The organism is Aliiroseovarius lamellibrachiae, assembly GCF_018599245.1.
Taxonomy (GTDB): Bacteria; Pseudomonadota; Alphaproteobacteria; order Rhodobacterales; family Rhodobacteraceae; genus Aliiroseovarius; species Aliiroseovarius lamellibrachiae.
Map to the genome: position 1 here is coordinate 397,997 of NZ_JAHEVJ010000003.1, position 18,151 is coordinate 416,147.

Sequence of the window (18,151 nt, forward strand, 5' to 3'; positions counted from 1 at the left end):
AACCATAACGTGAAGCATGTTTGACGCAAACCATTGTTTGGCTGGAGGAAATCATTTGTATGACAACACGTCACGGACATAGATTTTTCCTTTCGTTAAGCCTAATCGCATAGCTGGCGTCTTGCCGTCGCCATCCCGTGGCACCAGCATGTAGTTGTAGTAAAACCGAAGGATGGCGACCATCTTGGGGACCATCTCGGGATTGTAGTAGGAATAGGCATGCCAGATGCGTTGATCGTTTGAGGCCGTTGGGACGCCACGTTCAAAACCCATGACGCGGCGGCGGGCTAAATTGAAGTAGGCATCCACTGGATGAATGGTCGCATTGGCAAAGAACTTCGCCAGTCCATCCCAGCCCATGTCATCGAGATCTGTCTTCAGACGAATAAACTTGTAAGGCTCAGACTTGGTATGGAAAGGCCAAGGCACTCCTGATTTAGCAAGCTTTGCAGCGCGAGCGGCAGGAGCGAGCGAGCGGTAGTTTTTCCACAGCAAGATTAGAGTAATGGCCTGAAAATCGCTCAAGTTCGGGAATTCGCTTTTCACCAAGGCCATGTTTTGTGCTTCAGCGGCAATCGAATTGGTAAGGGTGGCTCTGCCCTGGGCCGCCAAGACTTGCCGATCATCATTGATCATCCCTTTCTTGAAACTAATCTCCGCGACATTGACGCGTCCTGCTTTGATATTTTCTACATTCAAAGCGCAGACGGCTGCTGCGAGGCCAGCTTCATCATCAAGGCAGTAGTTCGCTGTCTTGAAGCGCTCTCCAATCAGCTTCTTCACATGCATCATATGTGCGAACTTGAAGGCATCACCGCGAACCCTGCTTCCATGCCCGGGAAGGAGTAGCTTGCCAGCTGTAGCAATATCATCCTTTGAAAAGCGCACTCCCTGCGAGCGCATGAGAGACCCCTGATACTCGGTAGCGGACCACAGCCTTGCATGTTTACGCATGCTTCGCGGCAAATCAAAGTCGCCGCAACCTTCCATGGCACTTTCGAGGTCTTCGGGGGAGATGCTTGCATCGTAGTCAACGGTGGCTGCCACAACGAATTGAGAAAACTTATGAACTGTGGCCATGTGCAGGAGAGGAATTGTTCCGCGTCGTTTCTTCACGGGCCAATTGACCAAGATTGTTTGGATGTCAGTAGTGAAAAACGGCCTTCGGCCTTCGAAACACGCATCCAAACGCTTTTCCCGTTCGTGTGAAAAAGCCACGACTTGTTTATGCAAGAAATCCACCTTGCTGTGGATCTGTTTCATACTGACATCGTGAATTTCACAGATGCGGGCGAGAGCAACCTTGTTCACCAGACTTTTGAAGATCGCCCCTGTGTCGTCTGTCGACTTGTGCCTCCGAGTTGGTTTGCCAACCGAGAAAGTCTTTTTGCACGATTTGCACTGATATCGGGGGTCACCTTTCGCCGTCTTGCCAAAGGACGAGTAAGAACTTGGACTAAGACAAACGGACAGGCCATGGTTCTCACAGGTCGAATTTTGGCAATGTTTTCCGTTTGTTCTCCTATCTTGTCGACGAACTCTTGAATACTCTTCAGCTACGGCACGGTTTGATTTGACTACATTTGCCACACCGCATGTTGGGCAGATATACGATCGCTCCTCGCCAGAGCCAGATAAGGTTCCTCGGTTGTCAGACGGCTTTGACCTTCCTCGTCCATCAAGGGGGTCCGGGAAACGACCAAAGGCTTCGCAGTGAGGATTCCGGCAAAAATTGATCGAAAATCCACCTGGAGTTGCTGGAAGGCGCCTCCTTGCAACTCTCGAAGATTTCTTCGGGAGCTTTTGGGATGAATTTGCCTCTGATTTTTTCGCCACAACCAAGCCCGCAATAGAAAACGCCCCACCAGGTTACTGGTGGGGCGATTCATTTTCAACATTTATCGCACAGGCTGGCCATTTGGGTGCCCTTTTGCTTTATCCGTTAACGAGGTAGGGGGTCCCGCCCCAAATGACGTTCGCCGCGTTTGGCAGACAATGCCATTTGCTTTTGGCGTTCGCGGAATCGTTCCCGGCGGGCTTCGTCAAACTGGTCGATGCACTGATGACAGCTCACGCCTTGTTCAAATTCCACACGGTTTTTGTCTTCGGGCAGAATGGGTCGGCGGCAGGCATGGCACAGCTCATGCGGGCCTTCGGTCAGCCCGTGACCCACAGAAACGCGGTTGTCAAAGACAAAGCATTCGCCTTCCCAAGTGCTCTCCTCCTTGGGGATATCTTCCAGATATTGCAGGATGCCACCCTTGAGGTGGAACACATCCTCAACCCCTTGGCTGATCAGGTAATTGGTTGATTTCTCACAGCGAATGCCGCCGGTGCAAAACATCGCCACACGTTTGTTGTGGAAGCGATCTTTGTTGTCTTGCCACCAGCCGGGGAAATCGCGAAAGCTTTCGGTTTTGGGATCAACTGCCCCCTCAAACGTGCCGATCGAGACCTCGTAATCATTGCGGGTGTCGATCACCACCACATCATCCTGCGCGATCAGATCGTTCCAATCCTCGGGCTGCACGTAATGACCGACAGAGGCATTGGGGTCCACATCCGGCACGCCCATGGTCACGATCTCGTTCTTCAGGCGCACCTTCATTTTGCCAAAGGGCTGATCGGTTGCGGTGCTTTCTTTCCACGAGAACTCCGCGCAGCCCGGCAAAGCGCGGATATGCGCGAGCACCGCGTCGATGCCTGCGCGAGATCCGGCAATGGTGCCGTTGATGCCCTCATTGGCAAGCAAAAGCGATCCGGTCACGCCCTTGGCCTGCGCCAGCGCCAACAAGGGGGCCTGCAACGCAGAAGGGTCGTCAAAGCGGGTGAAGTGATAAAGAGCAGCGATTGTGAACATGTGCGCCAAATAGGCGGTTGTGGGGGCGGGATCAAGTCCCTGTGTGGGAGCGGTGCCAATGTGGACGCGAGAGATTGGAAAGAGGGCTTGACAATGTAGCGCTATATCGCGATATCTCGATATATGGATATCGACAAAGCCATTTCGGCTCTCAACAACCCCGCTCGTCGCCAAATACTAATCTGGCTGAAGGACCGCTCAAACTTTCCACCTGCGCTGCCAGAACACGCGGATCTGGCGGGGGTTTGTGTTGGATATATTCAAGAGAAATCCGGCCTCTCTCAGTCGACGATTTCGACCTATATGAATGCGTTGAAGGGGGCTGGGCTGGTGTTGTCAGAGCGTCATGGTCAATGGACTTTTTATCGCCGCAACGAAGAGGTGATTGCCCAGACGTTGAAAAAGCTTTCGGAGGATCTGCAATGAACATGTTTGGAACCGAACTAACGCTGCCCAATGGGGTGACGCTGAAGAACCGAATTGTGAAATCCGCAATGTCAGAGGCGCTGGCGGATGCGCAGAACAACCCGACGCAGGCGTTAATCAATCTGTTTGGACAGTGGAGCGCAGGCGGGGCGGGAGTTTTGATCACCGGCAACACGCCCATTGACCGGATGCATCTTGAACACGCAGGGAATTTTGTGCTCGACCCCCAGTCCGACAGCGAAAAAGTATCAGCACTTGTTGAGGCGGGGCAAAGTGGCGGGGCAAAGATACTGGCCCAGCTTGCCCATGCGGGGCGACAGACGCCAGAGGCGATCAACCCGCATCCCACGTCTGTCTCAGAGGTTCAGCTGGCCTTGCCGGGCTATGGCGCGCCTGATGCCGCAACGGATGAAGATTTTGCCGAGGTTATTGCGAAATTTGTGCGCTCTGCGAAGATTGCGCAAGACGTGGGGTTTGACGGGGTCGAGATCCACGCCGCCCACGGGTATCTGCTCAGCTCGGCTTTGTCGCCGCGGATAAATACACGTACCGACCGTTGGGGGGGATCCCTTGAAAACCGGGCGCGATTGACGGTTGAGGTGGTCCGGGCGGTCCGCGCGGCGGTTGCACCTGATTTTATTGTCGCGGTGAAGCTGAATTCATCTGATTTTCAGAAGGGGGGCTTTGACCACGCGGATTCGGTTCTGGTGGCTGTGATGTTAGAGGCGGAAGGCGTTGATTTTATAGAAATATCTGGTGGGAACTTTGAAGAACCCACAGCCTATCAACACGCGTCAAAAACGGGCTCTACCCAAATACGTGAAGCCTATTTCTTAGACTATGCGGCGGCCATTAAAGACGCTTTGAGCATCCCCTTGATGGTCACTGGTGGGTTTCGTTCGGCCAGCGTGATGGATGCGGCGATTGAGGGGGGGAAGACGGATCTGATTGGCATGGGACGGCCTTTTATCACTGATCCGGGATTTGTCAGGAAATTGCTAAGTGGAGAGATTGATAAAGCCCCTGCGATTGAGCAGGCGTTCCCTCCGGCGGATAAATTGCCGCGTGGGGCGGTGTTGAATTGGTTCTGCACACAGTTGGCAATTGCGGGCGCGACGGGCCAGCCGGATCTGTCCATGCCCGTGGTCGAGGGGCATGACCGGTATTTGGCGCAAATTCAGCGGGCCACAGAGATCCATTTGGACAACAGGGCCAGCTAATCCCAACGAAATCGTTCCCCAAAAGAAAAACGGCGCCGGTTTGACGCGGCGCCGTTTGGTGTTTGATCAGCGAAAAGCTTACTCGGCGGGTTGTTCCTGAACCGCGTTGTGCTTGTCGCGCAGACCGTCACGATAGAGCGCTTTGGCAAGCGCCACCATCATCAGGCCCATCACGGCGGTAAAGGGCAACGCGCCGATGATCATCGCGTTTTTCAGCGCGTCCATCGGGTTGTTTTCCCCGGCCGCCAGAAGCAGCGTGCCAATCACCAGTGTCAGGATCACACCCCAGACGATGCGGTGTTTGATGCCGGTTTCCTGCTCGCCGCCGGACATGATGGTGTTCATCACCAGGATGCCGGAGTCAGCTGAGGTCACGAGGAAGGTCATGATCAGAACCACACACATGACGGTGATGATCGACAGGAACGGACCTGAGATCATCTCGCCCAAGGTCACAAAGAGCTTGGCTGTGTTTGAGGCACCGATGATGGCACCTTCGGCCCCACCGGTCAGTTCCAGATCAATCGCGGTGCCACCAAGGATGGTCATCCAGGCGAAACACACCAGAGCGGGTGCGAAAACGCAGCCGATGATGAATTCACGCACGGAGCGCCCTTTGGAGATGCGGGCCAGGAAGAGGCCAACAAAGGGTGAGAACGCGATCCACCATGCCCAGTAGAACGTGGTCCAACCCGCTTGCCAGCCGAACTGACGGGCAGGTTCGCCGGCCGCATAGGCGGCTTGTAGCACATCTTGGGGCAGGGCGGCGGCGTCGCCTTCCAGACCCGAGACAAAGCCATCAAAGCTGCCCCATGCGTTGGTTGCGCCACCTTTCAGGGCGTCGGCAAAGGGGGCCGCGGCCTCGGGAAGGGCATTGGCAAAGTCACCAGCCGCTTGTGGACCGTAAGGGCCAAATGACAGCTGTACGATATGCAGGATGTAATCGATGAAGGCCGCTCCATATGTGGACATTGCAAAGGCAAACGAGCCAAAGACCACAAACACGGTCAGCAAGATCAGCGAGAGAACGAGGTTCAGGTTTGAAAGGTATTTCACGCCTTTGCCGACACCGGAAACCGCCGAGATGATTGACATCGCCATAATCACCACAAGACCGGCCACAAGACCGACTTTGCCCGGGGCAGGGGCGTCACCTGACATATCCATCATCCATTCCATTCCGGTGATGGCATACATCCCGTCGATGAACTGGCTAACCCCAAAGCCGATGGTCACAGACACACCCAGAATGGTCGCCACAACCCCCAGCACGTCAACGATATGACCAAAGAAGCCATTCACGTATTTGCCAAACAGCGGTGTCAGCGCGGAACGGATGGTCAGCGGCATGTCTCGGGTATAGGCGTAATACGCCAGCGCAAGGCCGGTCATCACGTAAATCGCCCAGGCATGGAAGCCATAGTGCAAGAAGGTGTAGCGATACGCCGATTGCAGTGCCTCTTCGGTGTTGGGGGCAACGTCCCCTGACAGCACCACAGGGTTAGATCCCCACAGGCCCAGCGGTTCCGCGGTCGCAAAGACCATCAGCCCCACACCCAGACCAGCGCCGAACATCATCGAAAACCACGAGAAGTTCGAAAACTCGGGTTTTTGTCCGGGCAGCCCCATCACCCGCCGCCCTGTTGAGGGGAGAATGGCCACGACGGCCAGAAAGAATAGAAAGAAGCCAACGATAACGATGTAGAAAGAATTGAACCCCTCTAGCAGTTTCCAGTTCAAGCTTCCCAATGTGGAATTTGCATTGGCTGGAAAGACCAGCGCCCAAATCACCAGCGCCACCATGATCCCCTTTGAGATCAAAGCGATTGGAAGGCTGTTCCCTTCGTAAAAACCAGACGAAGCCTTGTTAATCTCAAGCTCCGTAAACGGTGGTTTGATACTCATGTTCCCTGTCCTTTTATAGTTTTAGGAAAACAGGTCTTTCGCCTATGTCCCATCGAACCAGAGTGGGACACTTCACCTGTTCACCAATACTCACTATGGACATAATACCGGCCATTTGCGACGAAAATGTCGGAAATGCACCGCGCGAGGTCTTTTGAACCCATATTAAATCCCCGGTTCCAGACAGGGATGTCTGGACAAAATATGCAAAAAAACGGGGGCCACATGGCGCAAGAAGAAGAGACCACATATGAGGCTGGGCAGGACAATGTTCAGATCATGGGTCTGGATATCCACAATCCAGTGTTCGGCGTGTCTGCGCTGACCATTTTGGCGTTTGTGTTTTTTACCTTGGTGTTCAAAGACGAGGCCGGGGCATTCTTTGGCTGGTTGCGCCCGGCACTGACGCGCCAGTTCGACTGGGTGTTCTTATTGGCGGGCAATATCTTTGTGCTGTTTTCACTGGCGCTTGTGGTTTCGCCTTATGGCAAGATCCGGTTGGGCGGCGCCACGGCGACACCCAACTATAGCTATATGGAATGGTTCTCGATGCTGTTTGCGGCGGGCATGGGCATTGGCCTTGTGTTCTGGGGCGTGGCGGAACCGATTTCGCACTATGGGGCCTCCTTGGGGGGCATCGCTGTTGAGGGCGGTATGCGTACGGATTGGGCGCCTTTGGGGGCGGCTGCGGGGGATCCGGCAGCGGCGCGAGATCTCGCGATGGCGGCAACCATCTTTCACTGGGGGCTGCACCCTTGGGCGGTGTATGCGGTTGTGGGGCTGGCATTGGCATTTTTCAGCTTCAACCGGGGTCTTCCGCTGACCATGCGCTCGGTGTTTTACCCGCTGTTCGGCAAGGCCACTTGGGGGGCCGTGGGCCATGTTGTTGATGTTTTAGCGGTCTTCGCAACTATCTTTGGTCTTGCCACCTCGCTTGGCCTGGGCGCGACACAGGCGCTGGGCGGGTTGAATTATCTGTTTGGTGTGCCGGTCTCTGATGGGATGAAAGTGTTGCTGATCATCGTGATCACCGGCTTTGCCTTGACCTCGGTTGTGGCTGGGATGGACAAAGGCGTGAAACGTCTGTCCGAGGCGAACATGATCCTTGCGGGGGCTTTGCTGGTTTTGGTGGTCATTGTGGGGCCAACTGTGGCAATCCTGACCGGGTTTTTCGACAATATGTGGGCCTATGCGGTGAACCTGCCGAAGCTTTCGGGCATCATTGGCCGTGAAGACAGTAACTTTATGCAAGGCTGGACCGCATTTTACTGGGCGTGGTGGATCAGCTGGTCGCCTTTTGTGGGCATGTTCATCGCGCGCATCTCACGCGGGCGCACGGTGCGCGAGTTCATCATCTGCGTTTTGCTGATCCCAACTGTGGTTGGCGCAATCTGGATGTCGGTCTTTGGTGGGGCCGCTTTGGATCAAGTCATGGGGGATGCGATGACCGGGGGCGGCCAAGCTTTGAAAGACGCAGCGCTTGAGCTTAAGATGTTTACCATGTTCGAAGCCTTCCCGCTGACCGGGATCCTCAGCTTTGTGGGCATTGTGCTGGTCATCGTGTTCTTTGTGACCTCATCGGACAGCGGATCCTTGGTCATTGATGCGATCACCGCCGGGGGCAAAACCGACGCCCCCACCGCACAGCGCGTGTTCTGGTGCATCCTGGAAGGGGCGATTGCCATTGCGCTTTTGCTGGGGGGCGGACTTGCAGCACTTCAGGCCGCGGCCATTGCAACGGGCTTTCCCTTTGCCATTGTGCTGGTGCTGATGTGCGTGTCGATCTTCTTGGGTCTGCGCGCCGAGAGCAAAGGCAAGTAATTGCTGTGACATGACCCTAAAAAGGGCTCTCAGTTGAGGGCCCTTTTTTGTTGGACTTGACGCCCAATACCCCAACACGTTAGCCATTGGGAAAGGACCGTCCCAAGAGGCGGGCTGCGGGGCAGAGCCATATCTGCACCGCTGGCTGGAAGACCTGCCGGAACGGAGCCACATGGGCGCGCCGGTCTGACATAGGTCCCGCGTGCTCTCAGACAGTGAGAGAGAATGATGAAAGACACCACCACAACACTCGACACCACATGGGTGCGCAGCCAATTCCCGGCCTTTGCCGAGGATGTGTTGCAGGATCAGGCCTTTTTTGAAAACGCGGGCGGGTCGTATACTTGCGCGCCGGTGATAAACCGCCTGACCCGCTATTACACCCAACGTAAGGTACAACCCTATGCGCCTTATGAGGCGTCGACCTTGGCGGGCGCGGAAATGGATGAGGCGCGCAGCCGTCTGGCGGCGATGATGGGGGTCGACACCGATGAGCTGTCATTTGGGCCATCCACCACGCAGAACACATATGTTCTGGCCAACGCCTTTCGTCAGCACCTGAACACGGGCGATGCGATCATTGTCACCAATCAGGACCACGAGGCCAACACCGGCCCGTGGCGCCGTTTGGCGGAGGAAGGGATCGAGGTGCGGGAATGGCAGATTGACCCTGAAACCGGTCATTTGGATGTGGCAACCCTTGATAACCTCTTGGACGAAAAGGTGAAACTGGTCTGTTTCCCCCATTGTTCCAATGTGGTGGGTGAGATCAATGACGTGGCTTTGATCTGTGCCAAGGCGCGCGCCAATGGGTCCTATACCTGCGTCGACGGGGTCAGCTATGCGCCGCATGGGTTTGTGGACGTGAACGCGCTGGGCGCGGATATTTACCTGTTTTCCGCCTATAAAACCTATGGGCCGCATCAAGGCATCATGATCATTCGGCGTGGTTTGGGCGAGGCGTTGCCCAACCAAGGGCATTATTTCAACGCCGACAGCCTTTATAAACGCTTCACCCCGGCGGGGCCGGATCACGCGCAAATTGCGGCCTCGGCTGGCATGGCGGATTATATGGAGGCGCTTTCGGCGCATCATGGCCACGCCGCGTCTGGTGCGGCGGCAGCACGGGCCGCGCATTCCTTGATGCGGGATCATGAGGCGACGTTGCTGCAACCGCTTCTGGATTACGCAAGCGCCAAGAACTCGGTGCGCCTATTGGGCCCAGATCAGGCCGCCAACCGCGCGCCAACTGTGGCACTGGCGTCGCAAATTCCCGGTGAAGAGCTGGCGGTGAGGCTGGCCTCAATGGGCATTATGGCGGGTGGAGGTGATTTCTATGCCGTGCGAGCGCTTGCCGCACAGGGCGTGGACCCGGCCCACGGCGTGCTGCGGGTCAGCTTTACCCATTACACAACCGAGGCGGAGGTCAGCAAACTGATCGCGGCTTTGGATCAGGTGCTGTAGACGCGAGGCCAGGGAAAATAAGCCAAAGAAAAAGGGGCGCTGCGGTGCCCCTTTTTGATGGGATGTCCTTTCCCGCCTATTTGCGGTGAACCGGCGTCCTTTCGCCCATGCAGCACGGCATTCTGCAGGTGCAGAACGACCATCTTGCCAGCCAACCCCCTCTGCGCCTAGCCTATTGCCATTCAGGGATAGCCTCGGGGGGAGCCATGATCCTGTTTACAACACGCGGCCAAACCGGCCTGCCACGCTATTTCAAACGCGTTTTTGACCTTGCTCAGAAATTGAACCGGGGACAGTTGGATTTTGTCCTACCCGATGGGCGACGGTTTCGTGCCAGCGGAGAGGGGGGCGGGCAGGTGGCCGAACTTCACATCCACAACCCGGATGTCTTTGCGCGGCTGGTGCGCGAAGGGGATCTTGGCTTTTGCGATGCTTATATCGAAGGCGATTGGTCGACCCCGGATCTTCAGGCGTTTCTGGATCTGGTGCAGGATGACAATGACATGCTGTATGACGGGTTTCCGGGCATGATCTTTGTACGGGCCTATGAGCGGATGCGCCATGTGATGAATGGAAATTCACGTCGGCAAGCCCGCAAAAATATCTCGTATCACTATGATTTAGGGAATGATTTCTATGGGTTATGGCTGGATGACAGCATGACCTATTCCTCGGCGCTGTTTTTGTCAGGCCAAGAAAGCCTGGAACGTGCGCAACAGCAAAAATACGCGTCCATGCTTGAGCAAATGGGCGTGGGGCCGGGGGATCATGTGCTGGAAATCGGCTGCGGCTGGGGCGGATTTGCGGAATATGCGGCGCGGCGCGGGGTGCGCGTCACCGGGCTGACGATCAGCCAGGAACAGCATGATTTTGCGGTGGGGCGCATCCATGAGGCGGGCCTGTCGGAGCTTGTGACCATCCGGATGCAGGATTACCGCGACGAGACAGGGGAATACGACGGCGTTGCCTCGATCGAGATGTTTGAAGCGGTCGGTGAAAAATACTGGCCGATCTATTTTGAGACCGTGCGCAAATGCCTGCGCCCCGGCGCGCAAGCCGTGCTTCAGATCATCACCATCACCGAAACCCGCTTTGACAAATACCGAAAAGGTGTTGATTTCATTCAGAAATACATCTTCCCAGGTGGGGTGCTGCCGTCAAAATCCCGGCTTAGGCACGAGGTGGAACGCGCAGGGCTTGCGTTTCGCGATCAAATCACCTTTGGCGAAAGCTATTCGGTCACGCTGCGCCGTTGGCACGATGTGTTCAACGCAAAATGGGCCCGTGTGTCGCGATTGGGATTTGATGATAAGTTCCGCAGAATGTGGAATTTTTACCTGACGTCTTGTGCAGCGGCGTTCCACTCGGGTAATTGTGATGTGGTACAGGTGACACTCCAGAACCCGGCAGCAAGCCGGGCGTGACCGCAAAACCTGCGGTCCTGTCCCTGATAAGGAGGAGAGCAGTATGCCCAGCAAAATGCCCACGGCCGCGAAACTCGTGGCCAGTATTTTCTTTGCCGCCTTGGGGTGGTTTGTCGCCGATCTGACCAAACCCTATCTGCCCGAGGGGCGGTCGTTTGAATGGCTGTCACCGGGGCTGGCGGCGGTTGGCTTGTTGGTCGGCTGGCGTTTTACTGGGAAGCGCATTGGATCGGGGATGGGCGGTGCTGTTGGCATTGGACTGTCGACTGGATTTTTACTTTGGTTTCTGGGTCTGTTTTCCTTTTCGGGGTATGAAATGCTACGCTTGTCGCTGCGCAAATCCTATGATGGCCCGGTCGAGGCGATCCGGGCGGTGGTGGAAATTGGTCTGGAATTTGGGCTGATGTTGTCGCAACCAGATGTGATTGGCACCTTGGTTGTCGGCAGCCTTCTGGGCGGCTGGCTGACCCAACGCACCGCGCGTAAGTGGTCGTAACAACATGAAAAGCCTGTTTTTCTATGGCACGCTGTGTCATCAACCTTTGCTTGATCTTGTGTTGGCAGGCCAGTCGTTTTCAGCGCGCGCCGCCAGGTTGCCAGATCACGCGGTCTTTTGGGCCAAAGATCAGATTTTCCCGATGATCACGCCCCAGCCGGGGGGACAGGCAGACGGTCTGTTGGTCGAGGGGCTGTCAGAACAGGCGATTGCCCGGTTGAACCACTATGAGGGCGGTTTTGCCTTTGCGCTGACCGAAATGACCGTGATCACCAAGGCCGGCCCCGCCACGGCAGAGGTTTATGTTCCACAACCCGGTCTTTGGACCGCCGGCGCGCCGTGGTCATTGACGGATTGGGCGCAGGATTGGGGCGAGATCACACTGGAGGCCGCGCGCGAGGTCATGTCCTATATGGGCATCCTGAGCGTCGAAGAGGTGGCGCAGCGCTTTGCCATGATCCGCCTGCGCGCCGCCAGTAAACTGCGCGCGCGCGCGACATCTGCCCCGGCCCAATTGCGCAGCGATTGGGGACCGGACCGGGTCGAGGTGTCACGCCACATGCGCCCCTATACAAATTTCTTTGCGGTTGAAGAACAGGATCTGTCCTTTCCGCGTTTTGACGGCACAATGAGCCCAAAGGTCAACCGCGCCGCGTTTGTGGGCGGTGATGCGGTCACGGTGCTGCCCTATGACCCCAGCCGCGACAGTGTGCTATTGATCGAACAGTTTCGCATCGGGCCGTATATGCGTGGCGATCAGCGCCCGTGGATATTGGAACCCATTGCGGGGCGTATTGACCCCGGCGAGCAACCAGAGGCGACGGCACATCGCGAAGCGTTGGAAGAGGCCAATTTGACCCTGGGTGCGCTGGAAAAAGTGGCGTTTTACTATCCAACCCCCGGTGCTGTGACCGAATACCTGTATTCCTATGTGGCGATCTGTGATCTGCCAGACGAGGTCGCGGGATTGGGCGGGGTGTTGGGCGAGGCCGAAGACATTCGCAGCCATATCCTGAGTTTCGAGCAATTGATGGGGCTGGTTGCCAGTGGCGAGGCGGACAATGCGCCGCTTTTGCTGTCGGCCATGTGGCTGTCGCAAAACCGTGATCGCTTGCGCCACGCTTCTTGAAGTCCTGCGCCCGCGCGCCTACACATAACAGGAACAGACGGTCAAACCGACAGAATTTGCGCGCGCGAAAAGGGAACAACATGGATATCAAACAAGATCTTGCAGCGACAGTGGGCAACACGCCGCTGATCCGTCTGAACGCCGTTTCGGACGCCACCGGATGTGAGATTTTTGGCAAGGCCGAATTTATGAACCCGGGCCAGTCGGTCAAGGATCGCGCCGCCCTTTACATCATCAAAGACGCGGTGGCGCGCGGCGCGTTGCAGCCGGGCGGCACCATTGTCGAAGGCACAGCGGGCAACACCGGTATTGGTCTGGCGCTGGTGGGCGCGTCGATGGGGTATAAAACCGTGATCGTGATCCCGGAAACCCAATCGGAAGAAAAGAAAGATATGCTGCGTTTGGCCGGCGCAGAACTGGTACAAGTGCCCGCAGCACCCTATCGAAATCCGAACAATTTCGTGCATTATTCGCGCCGTTTGGCCGAACGGCTTGCACAATCCGAACCTAATGGTGCGATCTGGGCCAATCAGTTCGACAATGTCGCCAACCGCCAATCGCATGTGGAAACCACCGGTCCAGAGATCTGGGATCAGACCGACGGCAAGGTCGATGGCTTTATCTGTGCGGTGGGCTCCGGCGGGACTTTGGCGGGCGTGGCCGAGGTGCTGCAACCCAAGGGCGTGAAAATTGGCCTGGCCGACCCAATGGGGGCGGGGCTTTACAGCTATTACACCACCGGCGAGATCGCGATGGAGGGCGGCTCGATTGCCGAGGGGATCGGCCAAGTGCGCATCACCAAGAACCTCGAAGGGTTCACGCCGGACATGAATTACCAGATCCCCGACGAAGAGGCGCTGCCTTATGTGTTTGATCTGCTGCGCGACGAGGGCCTGTGCCTTGGCGGATCCTCGGCGATCAATATCGCCGGTGCCGTGCGTATGGCGCGCGCGATGGGACCGGGACATAAGATTGTGACGGTGCTGTGCGATTATGGCACGCGCTATCAGTCAAAACTGTTTAACCCTGCGTTTTTGAAGGAAAAAGAGCTTCCTGTGCCCGCTTGGCTGGATCGTGATCCCGCCCTGTTGCCAGAGGTTTTTGAGGATATCTGATGTTTCAGCTGTTATTGGCTGCCTGTGTTGCGCTGTTGCCTTTGGGGGCGATGGCGCAAGAGGCCGCGACGGAGGGTGCTGCATCAGTTGCAGCGCCCGCTTCTGTTTCCAACACGACCAACACTCGTGCGATAGAGCCAACAGGTGATAGTGAGCCGTCGGCGGTTGTTGTCTTAGGGGACGGCGCGCCAGATTACACGGCATGGAGCCAGCTGGCAGATCGGGTCGAGCAGGCGCTGGATGTGGGGCGAGCATCGGACCAGGTGATGGCGGACCTGCGCAAGGATTTAACGCAATGGCGCGAGCTTTTCGCAGACGCGCAAAAAGAAAACTCCATCCGTATCAATACGTTAAAGACACAGATTTCCACTTTAGGGCCGGAACCAGAACAGGCGGGCGTGGAGCCTGAAATTCTGACCCAACGCCGAACCGAGCTGACCGCCGAATTAAACGCGGCCCGTGTGCCGGTGCAAACCGCAGAAGAGGCGTTTTCGCGTTCAAATGTGCTGATTTCAGAAATCGATGGATTGATGCGTAGCCGTCAGGCCGACCAGATTGTAAAATTAGGGCCAACGCCGATGAACCCGGTGCTTTGGCCGCAGGCTTTGGCTGATGTCCGCACGTCAGCCCGATTGGCCTGGGCCGAATTGGAAACGAGTTGGGGCAGCGACGCCCAGCGAAAGGATTTCCAGCAGGATCTTCCGATCACTTTGGTGTTTTTGGCCGTTGGGGCCGTTTTGCTGCTGCGGGGCCGCCATTGGATGATGCAGCTTGGGGCCTATCTTCGCCGCAAACGCAGCGGGTTGTCGCGGGGCGTTGTCGGATTTGTTGTCTCTCTGGGCCAAGTGATCGCGCCGCAGATCGGCATCTATTTTCTGGTGATTGCGCTCTATCTTGCGGGGGTCTTAGGATTGCGCAGCCAAGTGGTTGCGGATGTTTTACCACAAATGGGTATGTTGATCTTTGGCGCGCTCTGGATTGGCAACCGGGTGTTTGGGATCGAAGGCGCAAACTGGACCGTGCTGGAATTGCCCTCGGCTGTTGCCCGGACCGAGGCGCGGGTCAATGTGGCCTTTTTGGGGGTGCTTTTGGCGTTCTGGGCGCTGTTTCGAAATGTTTCGAATTATGAGGGGTATTCCGACGCCACCCACGCGGTACTGCTGTTTCCGGTCATTGCGTTGATCGGATATTTCCTTGTGCGGATTGGGCGGTTGTTGCGGCTGCACACGCAATTGCGCGCGCGTGACGAACAGCATGGTGCCTTTCGCAACAATGTGTTGAACCTTGTTTCAACCGCCACGACGTTGGTTGGGTTTGTGGGGCCGGTGGCCGCCGCGATTGGGTATAATTCCTTGGCAAGCTGGTTGTTGGGCCCCTGGGTGCTGACGCTTGCGTTGCTGGCGTTCTTGATCGTTCTGCATCGGTTTTACATTGGGCTTTACGGCGTGATCGCCAAACGCGACGAGGAAGAGGCGGAGCAGGCGCTTTGGCCTATTCTCATTTCTCTTGGCACCACGGTGCTGTCGTTGCCGGTTTTTGCGTTGATCTGGGGCGCGCGGACCACCGATTTGACAGAGCTGTGGACCAAGGTAATGGCCGGGTTCAAGCTGGGAGATGCCACCGTCACGCCGCGCACGTTCCTGATTTTTGCGATGGTGTTTGTGGTCGGCTATGCGGCGACACGTTTGCTGCAATCCATGCTGAAAACCTCGATCCTGCCGAAAACAAAACTGGATCTCGGCGGGCAAAATGCGATTTCTGCTGGGGTTGGATATGTCGGGATTTTCCTCGCGGCTCTTGTGGCGATCACCTCGGCGGGGCTTGACCTCAGCTCGGTGGCGATTGTGGCTGGGGCTTTGTCGGTGGGCATTGGGTTTGGTCTGCAAAACATCGTGTCGAACTTTGTGTCAGGCATTATCCTCTTGATAGAACGGCCAATTTCCGAAGGGGATTGGATCGAGGTGGGCGGGCAGATGGGGTATGTGCGCGACATTTCCGTGCGCTCGACCCGGATCGAGACCTTTGATCGTTCGGACGTGATCCTGCCCAACTCAGACCTGATTTCTGGCGTTGTGACCAATTATACTCGTGGCAATGCGATTGGGCGGATCATTCTGCCGGTTGGGGTGGCCTATGGCACCGACACCCAGCGGGTCGAAGAGGTGCTGCGCGAGGTGGCGGAAAACCATCCGATGGTGACCGTGAACCCGCCACCCAGTGTGCTGTTCAGTTCATTTGGGGCGGATGCGCTGGAGTTTGAAATTCGCGCGATCCTGAGTGATGTGAATTACTCCTTGTCGGTGAAAAGCGAAATGAACCACGAGATTGCGCGACGCTTTGCTGAAGAAGGCTTTGAAATTCCATTTGCACAGCGCGATTTGTGGTTGCGCAACCCAGAAGCGTTGCAGCCCAAACCAAAGCCAAAGACACAGCGAAAGCGCAAGAAACAGGCCAATCCCCCTGTGAGCCCAACCTTGGAAGACATGCAAAACAACGCGGACGAAGGTGTGGAAGGGGAGGGCGATGAGTGAGGCGCTTTATCTGCAAGATGCGTATCTGACAGAGGCCCCGGCCACAGTTATCGGGCATTCTGACCAAGGCGGCGTGATTGTTGATACCCCTTTGTTTTATGCCACAGGCGGCGGTCAGCCCGGCGATCAAGGCCGGCTGAGCTGGCAGGGGGGCGAAATGGCTGTGCAGACCACGGTGAAAGGCAGCTTTGAGGGGGCGATCACATCGGTCATGGTCCCGGACGACGGCGCCTCATTGCCCGCAATTGGCACCGAGGTGACGCAGCATTTGAATTGGGATCTTCGCCTGCGCCATATGCGCATGCATTCTGCGCTGCATCTTTTGTCGGTGATCGTCCCGCTGCCCGTCACCGGTGGGCAAATCGGTGCGGAAAAATCCCGGCTGGATTTCGCGATGGAGCAACCTCCCGAGGATAAGCAAGCGTTGGAACAGGCATTAAACGCCTTGATCGCGCGTGATCTTACCGTTTCAGAACAATGGATTACCGATGAGGAATTGGCCGCAAACCCCGGTCTTGTGAAAACAATGTCGGTCCAACCTCCCAAAGGGGCAGGGCGTGTGCGTTTGGTGCGCATGGGTACGGACGTGGAACAGGTGGATTTGCAACCCTGTGGCGGTACCCATGTGAAATCCAGTGCTGAAATCGGTAAAATCCGCATTGGCAAGATCGAGAAAAAAGGCCGCCTGAACCGCCGCGTGGCGCTTCATCTCATTGATTAAGCGGTGGCGAAATTGTTTTTGAAATCGGGCAGAAAGATGCTTGAAACCCATCGGGTTTGCCCTTAACAACGCCCTCGGACAGGTGGCCGAGTGGTCGAAGGCGCACGCCTGGAAAGTGTGTAGGCGGGGAACCGTCTCGAGGGTTCGAATCCCTTCCTGTCCGCCAGCCCCCCCCCTCGATCTTCTGCAGTACTGAATGTCGTTTGCGTCAGGAGCGGCTGCCTATCGTGACATCCAGGCCTGAACGTAGATTTTCGCGCGCCAGCAGGCCTTTTGTAAATCATGACCAGCCGCCAATTGGCAGGCAATGGCCGTGGCAAGCGTGCATCCGGTGCCGCGTTTGCTTTGCGCCAGTCGCGGGAGGCAAAATTCTCGACGATTCTGTTCTTCAAACAGCTGATCGCAGCAACGCTCCCCGCGTCGATGCCCACCTTTTATCAGCACCGCCTGCGCGCGGTGTCTGCGTAAAATGCCTGCTTGTCGGGACAGATCTACGCTCGTTTTGGCAAGCGGTTGGCCGCTGAGCGTAGCGGCTTCGTCGAGGTTTGGGGTCAGCAGAGATGCAATCTGAAACAGGGGCGCCGCCCCCTCAAGCGTGCTTAGGACACCACCGGACGAGGCGTTCAGGACCGGGTCCAGAACAATGGGCAAATCACATCCATTCATTGCGCAGGTGAGGGCGTTTGCGATGGCCAAGGCCGCGGCGTTGCTTCCGACCATACCAATTTTGATGGCATCCGGCGGGGTATCCGCGAAGCCGGCCTTAATCTCTTCGGAAATGATATTTGCGGGCAGTTGGTGGATCAGGGAAACAGCCGAATTGGTCTGTGCGGTGACACAGGTGACAACGGGTTTGGCAAGACAACCGTGATCTTGTGTGACGGCGGTATCGCGGGTCAGGCCTGCGCCGCCGCTGCTGTCAGTGCCGCCGATAAGCATGATCCGTTTCATTTCAGATCCCTTGATTTGGTTTGGGGGCGTTCTGGTTTATGTGCATATTGTCAATGTGTTACGTGCTGATGTGAAAGGGGCCATGGGG

At 56.5% G+C, this 18,151-nt stretch carries 14 protein-coding genes and 1 tRNA gene; 11 read left to right on the plus strand and 4 right to left on the minus strand.

All coding sequences use genetic code 11. From position 1 onward, the window contains the following. Positions 1–51: 51 nt before the first annotated feature. Both KKW20_RS07750 and trhO read right to left on the minus strand, forming a co-directional pair. On the minus strand, positions 52–1,263 hold the full coding sequence (locus tag KKW20_RS07750) for a hypothetical protein (RefSeq protein WP_214567289.1): 1,212 nt from the start codon (positions 1,261–1,263) through the stop codon (positions 52–54). 679 nt (positions 1,264–1,942) lie between these two features. Further along, positions 1,943–2,860, minus strand: coding sequence for an oxygen-dependent tRNA uridine(34) hydroxylase TrhO (trhO, locus tag KKW20_RS07755; RefSeq protein WP_214567290.1), 918 nt, complete (start codon positions 2,858–2,860; stop codon positions 1,943–1,945). A 123-nt stretch (positions 2,861–2,983) separates the two neighbouring features. Between trhO and KKW20_RS07760 the strand changes: the two genes are divergently transcribed. Both KKW20_RS07760 and KKW20_RS07765 read left to right on the plus strand, forming a co-directional pair. Beyond that, positions 2,984–3,286: an ArsR/SmtB family transcription factor gene (locus KKW20_RS07760; protein ID WP_214567291.1), complete on the plus strand. Its 303-nt coding sequence runs from the start codon at positions 2,984–2,986 to the stop codon at positions 3,284–3,286. Continuing rightward, positions 3,283–4,506 carry an NADH:flavin oxidoreductase/NADH oxidase family protein gene (locus KKW20_RS07765; RefSeq protein ID WP_214567292.1) on the plus strand — a complete coding sequence of 408 codons (1,224 nt, stop codon included), beginning with the start codon at positions 3,283–3,285 and terminating at the stop codon, positions 4,504–4,506. The genes KKW20_RS07760 and KKW20_RS07765 overlap by 4 nt, the downstream gene beginning before the upstream one ends. A 78-nt stretch (positions 4,507–4,584) precedes the next feature. On the opposite strand, the gene KKW20_RS07770 is transcribed toward KKW20_RS07765, so the two are convergent. Further along, complete coding sequence (locus KKW20_RS07770; protein WP_214567293.1) at positions 4,585–6,411, minus strand: BCCT family transporter; 1,827 nt, start codon at positions 6,409–6,411, stop codon at positions 4,585–4,587. Between the two features lie 189 nt (positions 6,412–6,600). On the opposite strand from KKW20_RS07770, the gene KKW20_RS07775 reads away from it, so the two are divergent. The 9 genes from KKW20_RS07775 to KKW20_RS07815 all read left to right on the plus strand — a co-directional run bounded on the left by KKW20_RS07775 (position 6,601) and on the right by KKW20_RS07815 (position 17,278). Further along, positions 6,601–8,232, plus strand: coding sequence for a BCCT family transporter (locus KKW20_RS07775; protein WP_246534500.1), 1,632 nt, complete (start codon positions 6,601–6,603; stop codon positions 8,230–8,232). 225 nt (positions 8,233–8,457) lie between these two features. Then, entirely contained in the window at positions 8,458–9,696 is a 1,239-nt protein-coding gene (locus tag KKW20_RS07780) for an aminotransferase class V-fold PLP-dependent enzyme (protein WP_246534501.1), read from the plus strand. A gap of 206 nt (positions 9,697–9,902) precedes the next feature. Next, positions 9,903–11,120, plus strand: coding sequence for an SAM-dependent methyltransferase (locus KKW20_RS07785; protein WP_214567294.1), 1,218 nt, complete (start codon positions 9,903–9,905; stop codon positions 11,118–11,120). Positions 11,121–11,163: 43 nt separating this feature from the next. Next, positions 11,164–11,616: a TrgA family protein gene (locus tag KKW20_RS07790; RefSeq protein WP_214567295.1), complete on the plus strand. Its 453-nt coding sequence runs from the start codon at positions 11,164–11,166 to the stop codon at positions 11,614–11,616. A gap of 4 nt (positions 11,617–11,620) precedes the next feature. Then, on the plus strand, positions 11,621–12,745 hold the full coding sequence (locus KKW20_RS07795; protein WP_214567296.1) for an NUDIX domain-containing protein: 1,125 nt from the start codon (positions 11,621–11,623) through the stop codon (positions 12,743–12,745). 80 nt (positions 12,746–12,825) lie between these two features. Beyond that, entirely contained in the window at positions 12,826–13,860 is a 1,035-nt protein-coding gene (locus tag KKW20_RS07800) for a cysteine synthase A (RefSeq protein ID WP_214567297.1), read from the plus strand. Next, the gene (locus tag KKW20_RS07805; RefSeq protein ID WP_214567298.1) at positions 13,860–16,391 is read left to right on the plus strand and encodes a DUF3772 domain-containing protein; all 2,532 of its coding nucleotides are present in this window, start codon (positions 13,860–13,862) and stop codon (positions 16,389–16,391) included. Before KKW20_RS07800 ends, KKW20_RS07805 begins: the two co-directional genes overlap by 1 nt. Further along, entirely contained in the window at positions 16,384–17,112 is a 729-nt protein-coding gene (locus KKW20_RS07810) for an alanyl-tRNA editing protein (RefSeq protein WP_214567299.1), read from the plus strand. The genes KKW20_RS07805 and KKW20_RS07810 overlap by 8 nt, the downstream gene beginning before the upstream one ends. A gap of 76 nt (positions 17,113–17,188) precedes the next feature. Next, positions 17,189–17,278: transfer RNA gene (locus KKW20_RS07815), tRNA-Ser, on the plus strand. A 56-nt stretch (positions 17,279–17,334) separates the two neighbouring features. Here KKW20_RS07815 and KKW20_RS07820 read toward each other — a convergent pair. Further along, positions 17,335–18,063 carry a hydroxymethylpyrimidine/phosphomethylpyrimidine kinase gene (locus KKW20_RS07820; protein WP_214567300.1) on the minus strand — a complete coding sequence of 243 codons (729 nt, stop codon included), beginning with the start codon at positions 18,061–18,063 and terminating at the stop codon, positions 17,335–17,337. Positions 18,064–18,151: the final 88 nt, after the last annotated feature.